Raw genomic sequence first — 16,163 nt, forward strand, 5'->3', positions numbered from 1 at the left:
CGTACAAATCGGCCCCCACGCATACGAGTTTGTGTCTCAGTGTCTGCTGGTGCGCGCTCGCCCGCAGGCCGCCGACGCGGGTGTCATATCGTGGCGGAATGGACTTTGCGATGTCGCCCAAGGCCATCGACTACCACAAGCGGTTGACCGACTTCATGACGGAATACGTCTTCCCGGCCGAAGCCGAGTACGACAAGTACCGCCACGAGGCCGGCGCAGGCGATCACACCGTCCCGCCGATCGTCGAGGAGCTGAAGGTCAAAGCCAAGGCCGCCGGGCTGTGGAACCTGTTCCTGCCCGCGGTGTCGGGGTTGACCAACCTGGAATACGCCCCGTTGGCCGAGCTGACCGGCTGGAGTCTCGAAATCGCGCCTGAGGCGATCAACTGCGCGGCCCCGGACACCGGCAACATGGAAACGCTGCACCTGTTCGCCACCGAGGAGCAGCGCAAGCAGTGGCTGGAGCCGCTGCTCAACGGCGAGATCCGCAGCGCCTTCTCCATGACCGAACCGGCCGTCGCCAGCAGCGACGCCCGCAACATCGAGACGTCGATCGTGCGAGACGGCGGCGACTACGTCATCAACGGCCGCAAGTGGTGGACATCCGGCGCGGCCGACCCACGCTGCAAGATCCTCATCGTCATGGGCCGCACCAATCCCGATGCGGCGAGTCACCAGCAGCAGTCGATGGTCCTGGTTCCCATCGACACCCCCGGGGTGACGGTCGTGCGTTCGACAACCGTGTTCGGCTGGCAAGACCAGCACGGGCACTGCGAGATCATCTATGACAACGTCCGCGTGCCGGTCACCAACCTGCTCGGCGAAGAGGGCAGTGGCTTCGCGATTGCCCAGGCCCGGCTGGGCCCGGGCCGTATCCACCACTGCATGCGCGCCCTCGGTGGCGCCGAACGCGCGCTGGCGATGATGGTGGACCGGGCGCAGAACCGGGTGGCGTTTGGCCGGCCGCTGGCCGAGCAGGGTGTGGTGCGTGAGGCGATCGCCAAGAGCCGCAACGAGATTGACCAGGCGAGACTCCTGTGCGAGAAGGCCGCCTGGACGATCGACCAGCACGGTAACAAGGCGGCGCACCTGCTCGTGTCTCAGATCAAGGCGGTCGCACCGAAGGTGGCCTGCGACGTCATCGACCGCGCCATCCAGGTGCACGGCGCCGCCGGCGTCAGCGACGACACCGTGCTGGCCCGGCTGTACGGCTGGCATCGAGCCATGCGGATCTTCGACGGCCCCGACGAGGTGCACATGCGAACCATCGCCCGCGCCGAGCTCGGCCGCGAGAAGTCCGCGTTCGCCGCGGCGGTCACCTGAAATGGCGACCCGAAACCTGGCCGGGGCGTGGAACTTTCGTGATGTTGCCGACGGCACCGGCGCGTTACGTCCCGGGCGGCTGTTCCGCTCCAGCGAGCTGAGCGCCCTGGATGACGACGGTCGCGAGACCCTGCGTCGGCTGGGCATCACCGATGTCGCCGACCTGCGCGCGGCCCGCGAGGTTGCCCGGCGCGGACCGGGACTGGTGCCCGACGGCGTCCAAATCCATCGGTTGCCGTTTCCCGATCTCGGCGAGAGTGACAGCGGCACCGACGATGAGGCACCGCACGAATCGGCGTTCAAGAAACTGATGATGGAGGGCGCCAACGGCGAAGCCGACCAGTCGGAAGAGGGCATCAACGCGACCGCGGTGCGCTATATGACCGACGAATATCGCGAATTCCCCACGCGCAACGGCGCGCAACGCGCGGTGCACCGAGTGTTCACGCTGTTGGCCGCCGGGCGCCCGGTGCTGACCCACTGCTTCGCGGGCAAGGACCGCACCGGCTTCGTGGTCGCGACGGTACTGGAAGCCGTTGGGGTGGACCGCGACCTCATCATCGCCGACTACCTGCGCAGCAATGATGCCGTGCCGCAGCTGCGCGCCCGGCTCACCGAAATGATTCGGCAGCGTGCCGATGTGGAATTGACCGAAGAGGTGCAGACCTTCACCAAGGCTCGGCTGTCGGACGGTGTACTCGGCGTCCGTGCGGAATACCTCCAAGCCTCTTGGCAGACCATCGATGAGCGCTACGGGTCGCTCGACGGTTACCTGCGCGACGCGGGTGTCACCGCGTCTGACGTCGATAGGCTCCGCGGCACGCTGCTGGCTTGACAAATCGGGGACTTTGTTCAGATAACGCATCTTGTGGCGGGTTTACCGAGACAGCAGGGCGAGACCGATTTACGCTTGCGCAAAATGTCAAGACGGGGTCGTTCCCCAGCGGCCCGAGAGGATTGTGTCGATGTCGTTTTTGATCGCTGAGCCGCAAGCGCTTGTCGGTGTCGCCACCAACATCGAAGCGATTGGCTCGTCACTCGCCACCGCTAACTCCGCTGCGGCAAGCGAGATATCGGGTATCGCTTCAGCGGCCGCCGACGAGGTGTCCACCGCCATCGCGGAAGTGTTCGGTCGCTACGGCCAAGAGTTTCAGTCCGCCTTCGCCCAGGTGCAGGCGTACCACAGCCAATTCCAGCAGTCGCTCACCAGTGCGGCGAACGCCTACGCGAGCGCCGAGGCCAGTATCGCCACCAGCCTGCAACAGTTGCTGGGCCTGACGCCCTACACCCCGCCGAACTTGCAACCCGGCGTCGTGCCGCCCTTCGCCGCGAACGATGTTTCGATCTTCATCGGCGGCACAGGAGTCCCCATACCGTCGCAATCGTTCGTCACCAAGGCGAACAACCTCTATGTCCGTTCCGCGCTGACGCTGCAGTCGCTGGTGACGCCCGAGCAGTTGTACCCGATCACCGGTGTGCGCAGCATGCCGCTGGACACCTCGGTGCAAGAGGGCATAACGATTCTGGAGAACACCCTCTACGACCAGATCGTCACCCAGGGCAATTCGGTGACAGTCTTCGGCATTTCGCAGAGTGCCATCATCTCGTCGCTGTTGATGCGCAACATCGCCGCCGGCACCTCGATCTTCGGTGCGACGCCACCCGATCCCAGCATGCTCAACTTTGTGCTCACCGGCAACGAGATGAACCCCAACGGTGGCATGCTCTCCCGCTTCCCCGGTTTGAATCTGGCGAGCCTGGGGCTGACGTTCTACGGTGCGACGCCTGCAGACACGATCTACCCGGTAGCCAACTACACGCTGGAGTACGACGGCTTCGCCGACTTCCCGCGCTACCCGATCAACCTGCTCGCCGATCTCAACGCGATCATGGGCATCGTTTACGTCCACACCACCTACCTGGACCTGACCCCCGCCCAAATCGATGGCGCACTGCAGCTACCCACCTCTCCGGGCTACACCGGCAACACCACCTACTACATGATTCGCACCGAGAACCTGCCGCTGCTGGAGCCGCTGCGGGCCATACCGGTGATCGGCAACCCGCTGGCCAACCTGTTCCAGCCGACCGCCAAAGTTCTCGTCAACCTGGGTTACGGTGACCCCAACTACGGCTTCTCAACCAGCTACGCCGACGTGCCGACGCCGTTCGGTTTCCTTCCGGACATCCCCCCACAGGTCATCGGCGATGCCTTGGTCGCCGCCGGCCAGCAGGGGGTCGCGGACTTCACCCGCGACATACAGGCGCTGGCCTCCCAACCGGTCACCCTGCCGACGTTTGCCCTGCCGTCGCAGACCGGCTTTGCCAACACTGCGGTGCAGCTCCCCACTCCGGAAAAGATCGTGAACACGACGGCGTCGATCATCTCGACCGACTACGGCGTGCTCCTGCCCACCGCGGACATCCTGCTCTCGCTGGTGACCGCGCTGCCGTTGTACAACACGCAGCTCTTCCTGACTCAACTCGCCGCGGGCAACCTGGTCAACGCCTTCGCATATCCGCTGGTGGCCGACCTGGGACTGGCCTCGATCGCGGGCGGAGTCGAGTTCCTCGTGCTCGTCGAGGCCTTGGCGAACAACGTCCAAGACCTTCAGGCGCTCTTTGCGTAACCGCTGAGCAGCGCAAATTGTCGGCATCACCCGGCTACGGCGCAGAGCGGGACAGGGCAGGCCGCTTCCCGGCGTGGTCTGCGCCGGGCCACAGGTGGGTTATTCATCGGATTTTCACATGCTGGGCGTGACAGAGTTCTAGGCTGACTAGTGGTCGCGCTCACACGGGCGCGATCGCCCCACCGAAAACGAAATACCCTGCCCGTGAAGGGGTTAGCCGATGTAGTTCCTAGCAACCCAACCGCAGCTGATCACCCTCGCCGCCGAGAACCTGGCCGGGATCCAAACGGCGATCGAAGAAGCCAGCGCGACGGCCGCGGGTCCGACCACCGGATTGGCGGCCGCCGCCGCCGACGAGGTATCAGCCGCCATTTCGAACCTGTTCGGCACATTCGGCCAGGAGTACCAGGGCCTCGTCAAGCAGGCAGAGGCGTACCACAGCGCGTTCGTCCAAGCGCTCACCTCCGGGGCCAACGCCTACACGCAGGCCGAGGCGGCCAGTCAGCAGCTGCTGGCCGGCTTGACCGGCGCGGCGGCGCCGGCGCAAACCGCTCTTACTCCAGGGACGGTCGGTTGGATCATCGGCGGTAGCGGCACCCCAATACCGTCGCAAACCTATGTCGAGCAGGTGCTGCGCTATGTCAACCAGGCCTTCAACGTACTGCCGGTAAACGCACACGCCCTTTTCACCCCCGAGGGGTTACAGCCGATCTACACCGGCATCAAGAGCCTGCCGCTGAATACCTCGGTGAGTCAGGGTCTCCAGATCCTCGACCTCACGATCAAGAACACGCTGGCCAACCCGCCGGCCAACATCTCCAGCGTCGCCGTACTGGGCTACTCCCAGAGCGCGATCATCGCCTCGCTGGAAATGCGCAACCTGATGAACCCGCTGCTCAACCCAATGCCACCAGCACCAGACCAGCTGGGCTTCACGCTGCTCGGCAATCCGATGAATCCCAACGGCGGCCTGCTGGCGCGCTTCCCGGGGCTGAGTCTGCCAAGCCTGGGGCTGGACTTCTATGGCGCGACCCCGCCCGACACTCCGTACCCGACCAACATCTACACGCTGCAGTACGACGGATTCGCCAGCTTCCCGCGGTACCCACTCAACTTTATTTCGGACCTCAACGCGTTCCTGGGTATCCAAACCATTCACGGCAAGTATCCGAGCCTCGACATCAACAACCTTCCCCCCGGCTACAACGTCGTCACCTTGCCGGGTTCCGAATCACTTACCGGCGTGGGGGAGACCAACTACTACATGATCACTCACCCGGACCTGCCGATCATGGCGCCGATCAAGGCGATTCCGATCATCGGCGGTCCGCTGAACAGCCTCCTCGAGCCCAACATGCGAATCCTGGTCAACTTGGGCTACGGCGACCCGAACGTCGGTTATTCGACCGGACCGGCCAACGTACCGACGCCGTTCGGGGTGTTCCCGGACGTGGATTACCTTCAGGTCGGCGGCATGCTGGTCAACGGAGCTCAGCAGGGCTTTACCAACATGATGGCCGACATCACCGGGATGGCTCCGTCTGCCGAAAGCATCCCCGCCGCGCTCACGTCGTTCGTCGGGTCGGGCAGCACTGCCGCAACCAGCGTGCTGTCCGCGGCGCCAACCTCGGGCACCGACATTATTCATGCCATTCAGTCGGCGAACACGAGCATTACCAATACGTTTACGAGTGCGACGTCGAACGCCTACGCGCTGTTCCTTCCGACGCTGGACATCGGAAACGCGCTGGTGACGACCATGCCCTCGTACGACATCAACCTGTTCCTCGATGGCGTCGCACAGATGATCAACGGGGACATCGCCGGCGGGCTCGCCTACGCGCTCATCGCGCCCGTGGCTGCCGACACGGCGATCGTCACCCTCGCGGCCGGCTTCCAATTCATCGTCATCCTCAACACGATCGAGGCGATCCTCGGAATCGGCTAACGGCAAACGAACCGGGGCTCGCTCGCTCAGGGCTCCAGCACGAGCTTGCCCAGCACACCGCCATCGTCCAGGCATTGCAACGCTTCCCGCGCTTCGGACAACGGATAGCGTTGCGGCGGAGGCGGTCTGAGCCCGAGATACACCAATTGGTTTAGCCGCGAAGAGAATATGGCGGCCGAACCCGGGATCTTGTTGAGGTATTCACCCCAAGCGACACCCACGACGCTGATGTTGCGCAACAGCAACCGGTTGACGCTCAGGGTGGGGATGCTTCCGGCGGCGAAACCGATCACCAACAACTTGCCGTCGATGGCCAGCACCCGGACGGCGTCGTCGAAACTGGGTCCACCGATCGGGTCGACGACGATGTCCACCCCCCAACCGTCGGTGTGCTTGAGCACCTGGTCGGCCCAGCCCTCGGTCAGGGACAGCACGACGTCCGCACCGAGGGACGAGACGTAGTCGACCGCGCCCTCTCGATGCACCACCGCGATCACCTTGGCGGCGCCCATCGCCTTGGCGATCTGAATGGCCGCCGTGCCGACCCCGCCGGCGGCGCCCAACACCAGTACCTTGTCACCCGTCTGAATCTTCGCCCGGTGGGCCAGGGCGAAGTACATGGTGTTGTAGTTGACCAGCAGCGACACCGCTTCGGCGTCGTCGAGTTCCGGTGGGCTGCGGACCACATTGGAAGCGGGGACGGCCACCTGCTCGGCATAGCAGCCGAGCACCCCGAAGGCCGAAACCCGTTCTCCCACCCGAAAACCCGAATCCGGCGGCGCCGACCGGACGACCCCGGCGCATTCCATGCCGGGGACGAACGGCGGGGGCAACTTCAGCTGATATTCGCCCTTGCTCAGCAGCAAGTCCGGGAAGCACACCCCTGCCGCACGCACGTTGATGACGACGTGCTCATCGCCATCGGGGACATCGTCGATCTCGGCGTAGACGATGCCGGACGGGCCGGAAAGCTCTTGTACAACAGAAGCTTTCATTGACGCACAAGAGCTTTCTGCCGAGAACTACAGTTTGAATCCGGCTTTGGTCGCGGCCGACAGGTCGGTGATCTCGCCCCAGTGTTCCGCGACATCCTGCACCGACGGTGGGTTGTCGAAGTTGACGCCCTCGTTCTGGAACAGCGCGGTGCGCTGAACCTTGCCGCCACCGACGATGAACACCGACCCATTGTCCGGGTTTTCCTCGGTGCACAGGTAGGCGACCACCGGTGCGACGAACTCCGGCGTCAGCTTCTCCAGCACCTCCTTGGGCATGATGTCCTCGGTCATCCGGGTGGCGGCGATCGGGGCTACGGCGTTGGAGTGGATGTTGTACTTGGCCCCCTCCAGCGCCAGCGTGTTGATCAGGCCGACCAGGCCGAGCTTGGCGGCCCCGTAGTTGGTTTGGCCGAAGTTGCCGAACAGCCCGCTGGTCGAGGTGGCGACGACGACGCGGCCGTAGCTCTGCTCCCGGAAGTGCGGCCAGGCGGCGCGCACCACGTTGTACCCGCCGTACAGGTGCACTTTCAGCACGGCGTCCCAGTTCTCCGACGTCATCTTGTGGAAGGTGCCGTCGCGCAGGATGCCGGCGTTGCTGACCACACCGTGGATGGCGCCGAACTCGTCCAACGCCGTCTTGATGATGTTGGCCCCGCCCTCCTCAGTAGCCACGTTGTCGTAGTTGGGAACGGCGCGACCACCGGCTTCGCGGATCTCGGCGACCACCTGATCGGCCATCGCGGATCCGGCGCCGGTACCGTCGCGGGCGCCACCGAGGTCGTTGACCACGACGCTGGCGCCCTCTTTGGCGAGGGTGAGGGCGTATTCGCGGCCCAACCCTCCGCCGGCTCCGGTAACTACGATGACGCGATCCTGCACTCCGGGCATCAGGTTCCTCTCTGCTTGCCGTCTGTTGACGCTGGTTTGACTTACACGGTGCGGACGGCCCGGTGCTGGCCGGGCCGATGAGACATGGCCGTCAGGCTAGAACAGCCGACGGGCCAGGTTGAAGGCGCGCTCGGTGTAGGGCGGGTAGATCATCTTGGAGAAGTCCGGCCGGGTCGGCTTGGTCAGCACCGACTTGCGGTGACTGAACTCCTCGAATCCCCATTTGCCGTGGTAGGCACCTATGCCGGAGTCGCCGACGCCGCCGAACGGCAGCTTGGCCGTCGACACCTGGAAGGCCAGGTGGTTGACCAGCATGCCGCCCGCCGGTACCTCCTTGATCACCCGCTCGCGAGTGTCCTTCGACTTGGTGAACACGTAAGCCGACAACGGCTTGGGCCGCGAGTTGATGAAGTTGATCGCCTCATCGAGCGACTTGACGGTGAGCACGGGCAGGATCGGCCCGAAGATCTCGTTCTGCATCAGCGGACCGTTCACGTCAGGGTCGACGACTACGGTCGGCTGTATGCGCAAGGTCTCCGGGTCAGACTGGCCGCCCACGGCAATCTTGCCTTTGCCGCCGTTCGCGGCCTCGGCTTCGACCTCCTTGAGGTAGCTGGACAACCGGTCGAACTGGCGCTGGTTGACGATGCGCAGTCCCTTCGGGTTTTCTCCGGACCGGAACTTGGCCAGAGCCTCGCCCATCTTGCTCACCAGTTCGCCGCGGATCGACTCGTGCGCAAGCACGTAGTCGGGCGCGACGCAGGTCTGTCCGGCATTCATGATCTTGATCCAGGCGATCCGCTTGGCGGCGACGTCGATGTCGGCGTCGGCCGCCACGATCACCGGGCTCTTGCCGCCGAGTTCCAGCGTGACCGGAGTCAGGTGCGGGGCCGCACCCTCGTAGACCTTGCGGCCGATCTCGGTGCCACCGGTGAACATGACCCGGTCCAGACCTTGGGCAATCAGCTCCTGGCTCACCGCGCCGTCGCCCTCGATCACCGCGACCGCATCCTTGTCGAGGTACTGCGGCACCAGTTCGGCCATCAGGTGCGCCGAGGCGGGCGCCATTTCGGACGGCTTCAGAATGACGGCGTTCCCGGCGGCAAGCGCGCCCACGGCCGGCCCGAGGGTGAGGTAGAACGGGTAGTTCCAGGCGCCGATGATCAGTACCGTGCCGTAGGGCTCGTACTCCACCCAGCCACGGCCGGGCAGCTGCGGGGCCTCAAGCAGCAGATACTTGCGCCGCGTCCACCGCTTCACCCGCTTGGCCGCGTACTTGGCTTCGCCGGCCGTGGTGGCGATATCGGCGATGAAAGCCTCCACCCGGTTGCGGTCCAGGTCCTCGGCGAGCGCCTTGGTGATCGCGTCCTCGTTCTCCTCCATCAACCGCGCCAGCGCGAGGAGTTGCTGTTTGCGCCACTCGATGCTGCGGGTACGTCCCGACGCGAAGGTCTTACGCAGGCGCGCGACCGTCGCCGGGATGTCGCTCGACGGAGCCTCACCGTTCGTTGGTGCGGCTTTGGGTAGGGAATCGGTGGTCATCGTTGTCCTTCCTTCCCGAGGTGCCCATCGCAGTTCGCGTGCGGCCGCTCGTCGGTGTTACCGCGATCCTAGTCACGTCTAGGAATCAGCAGTAGGACGGCAACCGGAAAGATTAGGACGTCAGGCTTTGTTCGCCGTCACGAAGCTGTTCGCAAACGGCCGGTCATCGGCCTGCGGTGGTCGGCCGAGCCGCACCGCCTCGTCTCGCGCGCTCACCGAACGGGTGTCCCAACCGTGCGCAGCAAACCAGTCGACCGGGTCCGGGCGGCCCTCGTCGTCAAACCAGAGTTCGAACGGGTTGAACGAGGTGTCTTCGCCTCGCGCTTCGCGCTTGGCTCGCAGGCGGGCCCACGTCGCTTCGGCCTCTTTGCGCCGCTCCGCGTCCACCCCGAACATTTCCACGGCCACCCGACTGCCCGGAGCACTGAGACGGTCGATGGAGGCGAACATGGCTTCCTGCGCCGGTCCGGGCAGAAACGGCAGTAACCCTTCGGCCAGCCACGCCGTGCGCCCGGCGACGTCAAAGCCGTTGTCCCGCAACGCTTGCGGCCAATCGTGACGCAGATCGACGGCCACCGCCCGCCGGTCGGCCTTCGGCGTGGCGCCGTGCGCGGCAAGCGTGTCCGACTTGTACTCAAGCACTTTGGGTAGGTCGATCTCATACACCGTGGTGCCGGCCGGCCAGTGCAGCCGGTACGCACGCGAGTCCAGGCCCGCGGCCAGGATGACCACCTGTCGCACCCCGGCCGCGGCGGCCTCGGTGAAGAAGGCGTCGAAGAAGTGGGTGCGCACGGCCTGGTAGTTGATCATCTGCTGGGACTCGACGTGCACATCCACGTCGCCACCCTCGGTGTCGGGTTCGGGCGCCCACCAAGCGGCGACCTGGTCCCGGACTCCGGCCAGCTCCGGCGTGGAGACCAGCGGCTCGGCGAACTCATCCCGGATCAGCGGGTCTGCGCTGGCCGTTTCGGCGGCGCGGGCCAAGGCAACCATCACCGCGGTCGCTCCGACGCTGGTTGCGATGTCCCAGGAGTCGTCCGCGGTGCGTGCCACTACAGCCGCTCCGCCGTCACGAATTCGGAGAACGCGTCCTTGTCGTCGGCCATCGGGACTTCTTCGACCCAGCGGCCCAGCCGCTGCATCTCGTCTGCGGAGGTTTGGGCTGCCGCGCGCCACCCGTGGTCGTTGAGCCAGTCGGACAGCCGGGCCCGGTTTTCGTCGCGGTACATCAGCTCGCCCACGTCGATCGTTTCTTCATAGCCAAGGTGCTCGGCGATCTGCCGAAACCGCTCGCGCACCTGCTGCCGTCGATCGTCGGCCTGGTTGGCAGCGGTTTCGGCGGCGACGCGGCTGCCCGGCGCGCTCAGTTCGCCGATCTGGGTGAACAGCTTGTCTTGCGCCTCAGCGGGCAGGTACATCAGCAGCCCTTCGGCCAGCCACGCCGTCGGCACCGTCGGGTCGAAGCCCGCATCGCGCAGGGCGGCCGGCCAGTCCTGACGCAGGTCGATGGCGACCTCGCGCCGATCCGCGGACGGTGTCACACCGTGCTCGGCGAGGGTCCTGGACTTGTAGTCGAGCACCTGAGGCTGATCGATTTCGTACACGGTGGTACCCGCGGGCCAGTCCAGCCGATAGGCGCGCGAATCCAAACCCGACGCCAGGATCACGATCTGCCGGATTCCCGCGTCGGCGGCGTTCCGGAAGAAAGTGTCGAAGAAGTTGGTCCGCACGGCCTGGTAGCCGCGCATGTGCCGGATCATGGCGGCGGCCTCGGCGTCCAATTCATCGACCTTGGCCACCATTTCCGGATCGAGCATGGCCTCCCAAATGACGCCGGCATTGGCATTGGTGACGAGCAATTTGGCGTAGGGATCCCGGATCAGTGGGTCGGGCTGCTCGGTTTCGACGGCGCGAGCGGCCGCCACCATGACCGCGGTGGTGCCGACGCTGGTCCGGATGTCCCAGGTGTCGTCGTGGGTGCGCAATGTGCTCATCGCGTGCTCCCCCTTCTTAGGAATCGCTGTGAATCGGTGCTAGATATCGCTGCCAAACGAGAAGTTGGATCCGCCCAGGCCGGCTTGCACCAGCGTTGTGGTGACGGCCTCCTCGATGAGGTCTTCTGGAATGGGCCGACCCAGTTCGGCCATCAGGTCCGAGTTGCTGACGCTGCTCACCTGCCAGCCGTGCTCGGCCAGCCATTGCGCTGGGTCCGTGCGGTCCGGCTCGTGGTAGGTCAACGCCTCGATATTGATATCAAGGCCAAGACGTCGCATCCGGTTCCAGCGCTGCTTGTTGCCGTTCAACTTCATCAAGAACACCTCGGTCGCCAGTTGGCTGCCGGGGGCGCTGAGCAAGGTGCACATTTCCAAGAGCCGGTCTTGTGCGTCGCTGGGCAGGTAGCCGAGCAGGCCTTCGGCCAGCCACGCCGTGGGTTGATCACGGTCGAAACCGGCTTGCGTCAGGGCGGCGGGCCAGTCGTCGCGCAGGTCGACCGCAACGGCATGCCGCTGCGCGGCGGGAAGCGCGCCGTGCGACTCGAGCACACGGGCTTTGTACTCCAGCACTTTCGGCTGGTCGAGCTCGTAAACGACCGTGCCCGTCGGCCAGTTCAGGCGGTAGGCCCGGGTGTCCAGCCCGGACGCGAGGATCACCACCTGCCGGATGTCGGCGGTGGTGGCGGCAGCGAAGTACTCGTCGAAAAAGTGCGTCCGCACCGCCTGGTAATCGCAGCCCGCGCGGTGCAGGCGCTGCGCCCGCTCATCGTCGTCGAGCCAGGAGATGCTGGGGTCGGCCAGTCGGACCCAGGCGGGACCCGCTTCGGATACCAGGATCCGGGCGAATTCGTCGCGAATGAGCGGATCGGGTCCGCTCGTTTCGACCGCTCGGGAGGCGGCGACGGTCAGCGCGGTGGCCCCTACGCTTTCCGTGATGGACCAACTGTCACCGTCGGAGCGCAGCGAGAATTCCGGAGAAACTGGCGGCGAAATGGGCTGGTCGAACTCAGTCATTTGGCGCCATGTTACCTAATAACTTAGGCAATCTATGCTATCTGTGGGCCACGTCACTCAGTCGTTGGGACGGGCCAGAATCAGGCGTCGGTATGCCAAAGCGCGCCGGCCATCAGCTGCCGCAACACGCCGGTCAGGGCCCCCATCTTTGCGGCGCCTTCGAGATAGCCGGCGTAGAACCCGACGCCGCACAGCACCACTAGCAGCGCCTCCACCAACGCCTCGACATCGATGTCGGATCTGACCTCGCCGTTCTTGATGCCGTCGGTGACCACCCACGCCAAAAACTCACGGGCGCGCACGACGGCTTCATCTTCGTCGGCGCTCAGTTCCGGGTGCCGCTGCGATTCTAGGACGTGGGTCACCACGAACGCCGACGCCGCCGGATGTTCGGAGTTGGCGCTCATCGCGTGCTCGATGAAGACCGTAAACCGCCCCATCAAGGTCGCCTCGCGCTGGGCCCGTTCGATGGACTCCATCATCAGGATTCCGTTGGTCTGATCGGCCACCTCGCGGTACAGCAGCCGCTTACTGGAGAAGTAGTGATTGATCGCCGGCCGGGTCAGATCGGCGCGCAACGCGATAGCTTGGAAGGTCGCCCCGTCATAGCCGCGTTCGCTGAAGACTTGACGCGCAGCGCCTATGATGCGCTTACGCGTTTCGTCTGCTTTTGCCGCCGGGGGACGCCCCGGCCCCCGGCTTGCAGGTAACGCCATCAATAAAGTGTGCCACCCCCACGGGCAGGCACTAGCGCATCCGGCGGCAGAGTGCCAAATTTTCCGTTGTGATAATCCTCTAGCGCCTGAACAACTTCCGCCCGGCTGTTCATCACGAACGGTCCGTAGTGGAAGACCGGCTCCCGAATTGGTTGGCCGCCGAGCAGCAACACGTCGAGAGTCGAGTCACCAGCAACGACATTGATCCGGTCACCGGCCCCGAGAACGGCCAGCTGACCCTGCCCTACCGGATGGCCGACCGGGCCGACCGAACCCGCGCCGGACAACACGTAAACCAGTGCGTTGAAGTCTCGGCGCCACGGAATATTAAGGCGTGCACCGCGTTCCAGCGTGGCGTGCGCCATGATGATCGGCGTGTGGGTGACACCCGGGCCGCGGTGGTTGTCGATTTCACCAGCGATGACGCGGACCAGCGCCCCGCCATCGTCGGAGGCCAGCAAACGCACGTCTGAACCTTCGATGGCCTGGTATCGCGGCTGGGCGAACTTGTCCCGTTTGGGCAGGTTCACCCACAACTGGATTCCATGAAAAATCCCGCCGTTATTTACCATCTCGACAGGTGGCGCTTCGATATGTAGGATGCCGGACCCCGCCGTCATCCACTGTGTCGCGCCGTCTGTAATCAGGCCACCACCACCGTGGGAGTCCTGGTGCGCGAAGGTTCCGTCAATCATGTAGGTGACGGTTTCGAAGCCACGGTGCGGATGCCAGTCGGTACCCCGGGGTTCGCCGGGCTGGTACTCCACCTCACCCATCTGGTCCATGTGAATGAACGGGTCCAGAGCGGCGGCGCTGACGCCGGCGAAGGCGCGGACCACCGGGAACCCCAGGCCTTCATAGCCTTTGGGGCCGGTGGTTATCGACCGCACCGGTCGTTCGGTGTCGGCGGGACCAGGCGGGTTCACGCGCGGCAACGTGAGCGTGTCGGCGGTTATGGCGGGCATATCGACCTCCTCATTCGTGGAATACCCGGTATAACCGGACCGTGGTCCACTTATTCCCGCCTGTCATACGATGACTGCGTGGACGAACCGGAGCCTGCCGGCGGACGGATCGGCGCTTCTGTCAGGAACGCCGGCTACCTGCGCAAATGGGTGCTGCTAGGGGTCACGATCGGCGTCCTCGCCGGTTTGGGAGCGGTCGTCTTCTACCTCGCACTGAAGTACACCGGCGACTTTCTACTCGGCTACCTGGGCGGCTACCACATCCCGACACCGGCCGGGGAAGGCGGCAGCCGTGGCTCCAGCGGCTTCGCGCGGGCGTGGGCCATTCCACTGGTGACCACGGGCGGCGCGCTGTTGTCCGCGTTCATCGTTGCCAAATTCGCACCAGAGGCCACCGGCCATGGGACCGACGAGGCGATCGAAGCGGTGCACACCGATCCCCGGTCGATTCGCATCCGGGCAGTACTGGTGAAGATGGTCGCCAGCGCGCTGACCATTGGCTCGGGCGGCTCCGGCGGACGAGAAGGTCCGACGGCGCAGATTTCGGCGGGGTTCAGTTCCTTGCTGACCCGCCGGCTGGGGTTGGCAGACGACGACGGCCGGACCGCGGTGGCGCTGGGCATCGGCGCGGGCATCGGCGCGATCTTTGCCGCGCCGTTAGGCGGGGCGGTGCTGGCCGCCTCGATCACCTACCGCGAGGACTTCGACTACCGCAGCCTGCTCCCTGGGTTCATCACCTCCGGGACGGCTTATGCGGTGCTGGGCTTGTTCCTGGGTTTCGACCCGCTGTTCGGCTACATCGACGCCGAGTACCGCTTCGAGCGCGCCGGTCCACTGCTGTGGTTCGTGGTGATCGGCGCGGTCGCGGCAGCTGTTGGGTACCTGTACGCCCGAATCTTCCATGCGTCGGTGGCGTTGACCCGCGGGCTTCCCGGCGGTCCGGTGCTGAAGCCCGCCGCCGGCGGCCTGTTGGTCGGGCTGTTGGCGCTACCGTTGCCGCAGATCCTCAGCAGCGGCTACGGCTGGGCGCAGCTGGCCGCCGACCGAGATGCCCTGATGGGAATCCCGTTGTGGATCGTCCTGGTGTTGCCGATCGCCAAGATCGTCGCCACCTCGCTGTCGATCGGCACCGGTGGTTCCGGCGGTTTGTTCGGCCCCGGGATCGTCATCGGCGCGTTCGTCGGCGCCGCGATCTGGCGGCTGGGTGAGCTGACCGGACTGCCCGGCGTGCCCGATGCACCGGGGATCTTCGTCGTCGTCGGGATGATGACGTGCTTCGGCAGCGTCGCTCGCGCTCCGCTCGCGGTGATGATCATGGTCGCGGAGATGACGGGCTCGTTTTCCGTGGTGCCAGGCGCCATCCTCGCCGTCGGGATCGCCTCGTTGCTGATGACCCGCACCAACGTCACCATCTACCAGGCCCAGCGGCTCAACCGCGAAAGCGCCGAGGCGGAACGCGCGGGCCAGCGGCCGGCCGATCCGTCCAGCTAGGTGCTCCGCGCGGCGCTCGCGGCGTCCTTCTCATGGGTAGCTCCCTCGTGGGTCAGCTGCCCGCCGGAGCTTTCCAAATGCGCACGAACGAACCATTGGAACTTCTCCAACTTGCCGGCCTGTCCGATCAACAGGTCTTGGGTGACCTGGTCGAGCTCGTCGGCTTCGTCGATCGACTTGCGAATGTCTTCGATCACTCCGGTGTAGACGAGGTCCAGCGCGGCCAGATGAGCCTGCACGTTGTCGCGCCCGAGCGAGTAGTCGTCCCAATCCCGATCCCTGATGATGGCCCCCGGGGTGCCCAGCGGCGATGCGCCCAAGGCGGCGATCCGTTCGGCGACGTCGTCGGCAAAGGCACGGACCGCCTCGACCTGCGGGTCGATCATCTCATGCACGCCAATGAAGTTGGGCCCCACCACATTCCAGTGAATGTGCTTGAGCGTGAGGTGAAGATCGTTGTAGGTACTCAGCTGTTTCTGCAGGATTTCGGCAAGGCGCGCTGCCTGCTTGTCGGTCAAACCCGGAATGGTGAACTGCGACATCGTTCTCCTCTTGACTGGCGTCTGGTCACTTCCTGCCAGCGGGTACCCGATGCCCGGCGGGCTAATCAGGGGCCCCGGCACGGACAGAGCTTTCAGGCGCGACCTATGCGGCCGCG

General features: G+C 65.1%; 13 protein-coding genes and 1 pseudogene. 5 read left to right on the forward strand and 9 right to left on the reverse strand.

Annotated elements, in window-relative coordinates:
- The first annotated feature begins 110 nt into the window (after positions 1-110).
- The 4 genes and pseudogenes from BST27_RS03890 to BST27_RS03905 form a co-directional block, all read left to right on the forward strand.
- The gene (locus BST27_RS03890) at positions 111-1,322 is read left to right on the forward strand and encodes an acyl-CoA dehydrogenase family protein (RefSeq protein ID WP_069417837.1); all 1,212 of its coding nucleotides are present in this window, start codon (positions 111-113) and stop codon (positions 1,320-1,322) included.
- Position 1,323: 1 nt separating this feature from the next.
- Positions 1,324-2,157: a tyrosine-protein phosphatase gene (locus BST27_RS03895; RefSeq protein WP_069417697.1), complete on the forward strand. Its 834-nt coding sequence runs from the start codon at positions 1,324-1,326 to the stop codon at positions 2,155-2,157.
- A 130-nt stretch (positions 2,158-2,287) separates the two neighbouring features.
- Positions 2,288-3,952, forward strand: a complete 1,665-nt coding sequence (locus tag BST27_RS03900) for a PE family protein (RefSeq protein WP_069417698.1) — start codon at positions 2,288-2,290, stop codon at positions 3,950-3,952.
- A gap of 226 nt (positions 3,953-4,178) precedes the next feature.
- Positions 4,179-5,900 (forward strand): annotated as a pseudogene (locus BST27_RS03905) (PE-PPE domain-containing protein); the annotation flags it as partial.
- A gap of 26 nt (positions 5,901-5,926) precedes the next feature.
- Here BST27_RS03905 and BST27_RS03910 read toward each other — a convergent pair.
- The 8 genes from BST27_RS03910 to BST27_RS03945 all read right to left on the reverse strand — a co-directional run bounded on the left by BST27_RS03910 (position 5,927) and on the right by BST27_RS03945 (position 14,014).
- On the reverse strand, positions 5,927-6,895 hold the full coding sequence (locus BST27_RS03910) for an NADPH:quinone oxidoreductase family protein (protein ID WP_069417699.1): 969 nt from the start codon (positions 6,893-6,895) through the stop codon (positions 5,927-5,929).
- A 27-nt stretch (positions 6,896-6,922) separates the two neighbouring features.
- Positions 6,923-7,783 carry an SDR family oxidoreductase gene (locus tag BST27_RS03915; RefSeq protein ID WP_069417700.1) on the reverse strand — a complete coding sequence of 287 codons (861 nt, stop codon included), beginning with the start codon at positions 7,781-7,783 and terminating at the stop codon, positions 6,923-6,925.
- A gap of 96 nt (positions 7,784-7,879) precedes the next feature.
- Positions 7,880-9,325: an aldehyde dehydrogenase family protein gene (locus BST27_RS03920; protein ID WP_069417701.1), complete on the reverse strand. Its 1,446-nt coding sequence runs from the start codon at positions 9,323-9,325 to the stop codon at positions 7,880-7,882.
- Between the two features lie 120 nt (positions 9,326-9,445).
- The gene (locus BST27_RS03925; protein WP_232007183.1) at positions 9,446-10,318 is read right to left on the reverse strand and encodes an SAM-dependent methyltransferase; all 873 of its coding nucleotides are present in this window, start codon (positions 10,316-10,318) and stop codon (positions 9,446-9,448) included.
- A gap of 59 nt (positions 10,319-10,377) precedes the next feature.
- Positions 10,378-11,319 (reverse strand): class I SAM-dependent methyltransferase, encoded by a 942-nt coding sequence (locus BST27_RS03930; RefSeq protein ID WP_069417703.1) that lies wholly within the window; start codon positions 11,317-11,319, stop codon positions 10,378-10,380.
- A gap of 39 nt (positions 11,320-11,358) precedes the next feature.
- A complete protein-coding gene (locus BST27_RS03935; RefSeq protein WP_069417704.1) occupies positions 11,359-12,333 on the reverse strand; it encodes a class I SAM-dependent methyltransferase in 975 nt (324 codons plus the stop codon).
- An 80-nt stretch (positions 12,334-12,413) separates the two neighbouring features.
- Complete coding sequence (locus BST27_RS03940; RefSeq protein ID WP_069417705.1) at positions 12,414-13,049, reverse strand: TetR/AcrR family transcriptional regulator; 636 nt, start codon at positions 13,047-13,049, stop codon at positions 12,414-12,416.
- Positions 13,049-14,014: a pirin family protein gene (locus tag BST27_RS03945; protein WP_069417838.1), complete on the reverse strand. Its 966-nt coding sequence runs from the start codon at positions 14,012-14,014 to the stop codon at positions 13,049-13,051. The genes BST27_RS03940 and BST27_RS03945 overlap by 1 nt, the downstream gene beginning before the upstream one ends.
- Before the next feature lie 78 nt (positions 14,015-14,092).
- On the opposite strand from BST27_RS03945, the gene BST27_RS03950 reads away from it, so the two are divergent.
- Positions 14,093-15,505, forward strand: coding sequence for a chloride channel protein (locus tag BST27_RS03950; protein ID WP_079219756.1), 1,413 nt, complete (start codon positions 14,093-14,095; stop codon positions 15,503-15,505).
- On the opposite strand, the gene dps is transcribed toward BST27_RS03950, so the two are convergent.
- Complete coding sequence (gene dps, locus BST27_RS03955; RefSeq protein WP_069417706.1) at positions 15,502-16,047, reverse strand: DNA starvation/stationary phase protection protein Dps; 546 nt, start codon at positions 16,045-16,047, stop codon at positions 15,502-15,504. The two genes, BST27_RS03950 and dps, sit on opposite strands and share 4 nt — an antisense overlap.
- Between the last annotated feature and the right edge of the window lie 116 nt (positions 16,048-16,163).

This window comes from Mycobacterium intermedium (assembly GCF_002086275.1).
Lineage (GTDB): Bacteria > Actinomycetota > Actinomycetes > Mycobacteriales > Mycobacteriaceae > Mycobacterium > Mycobacterium intermedium.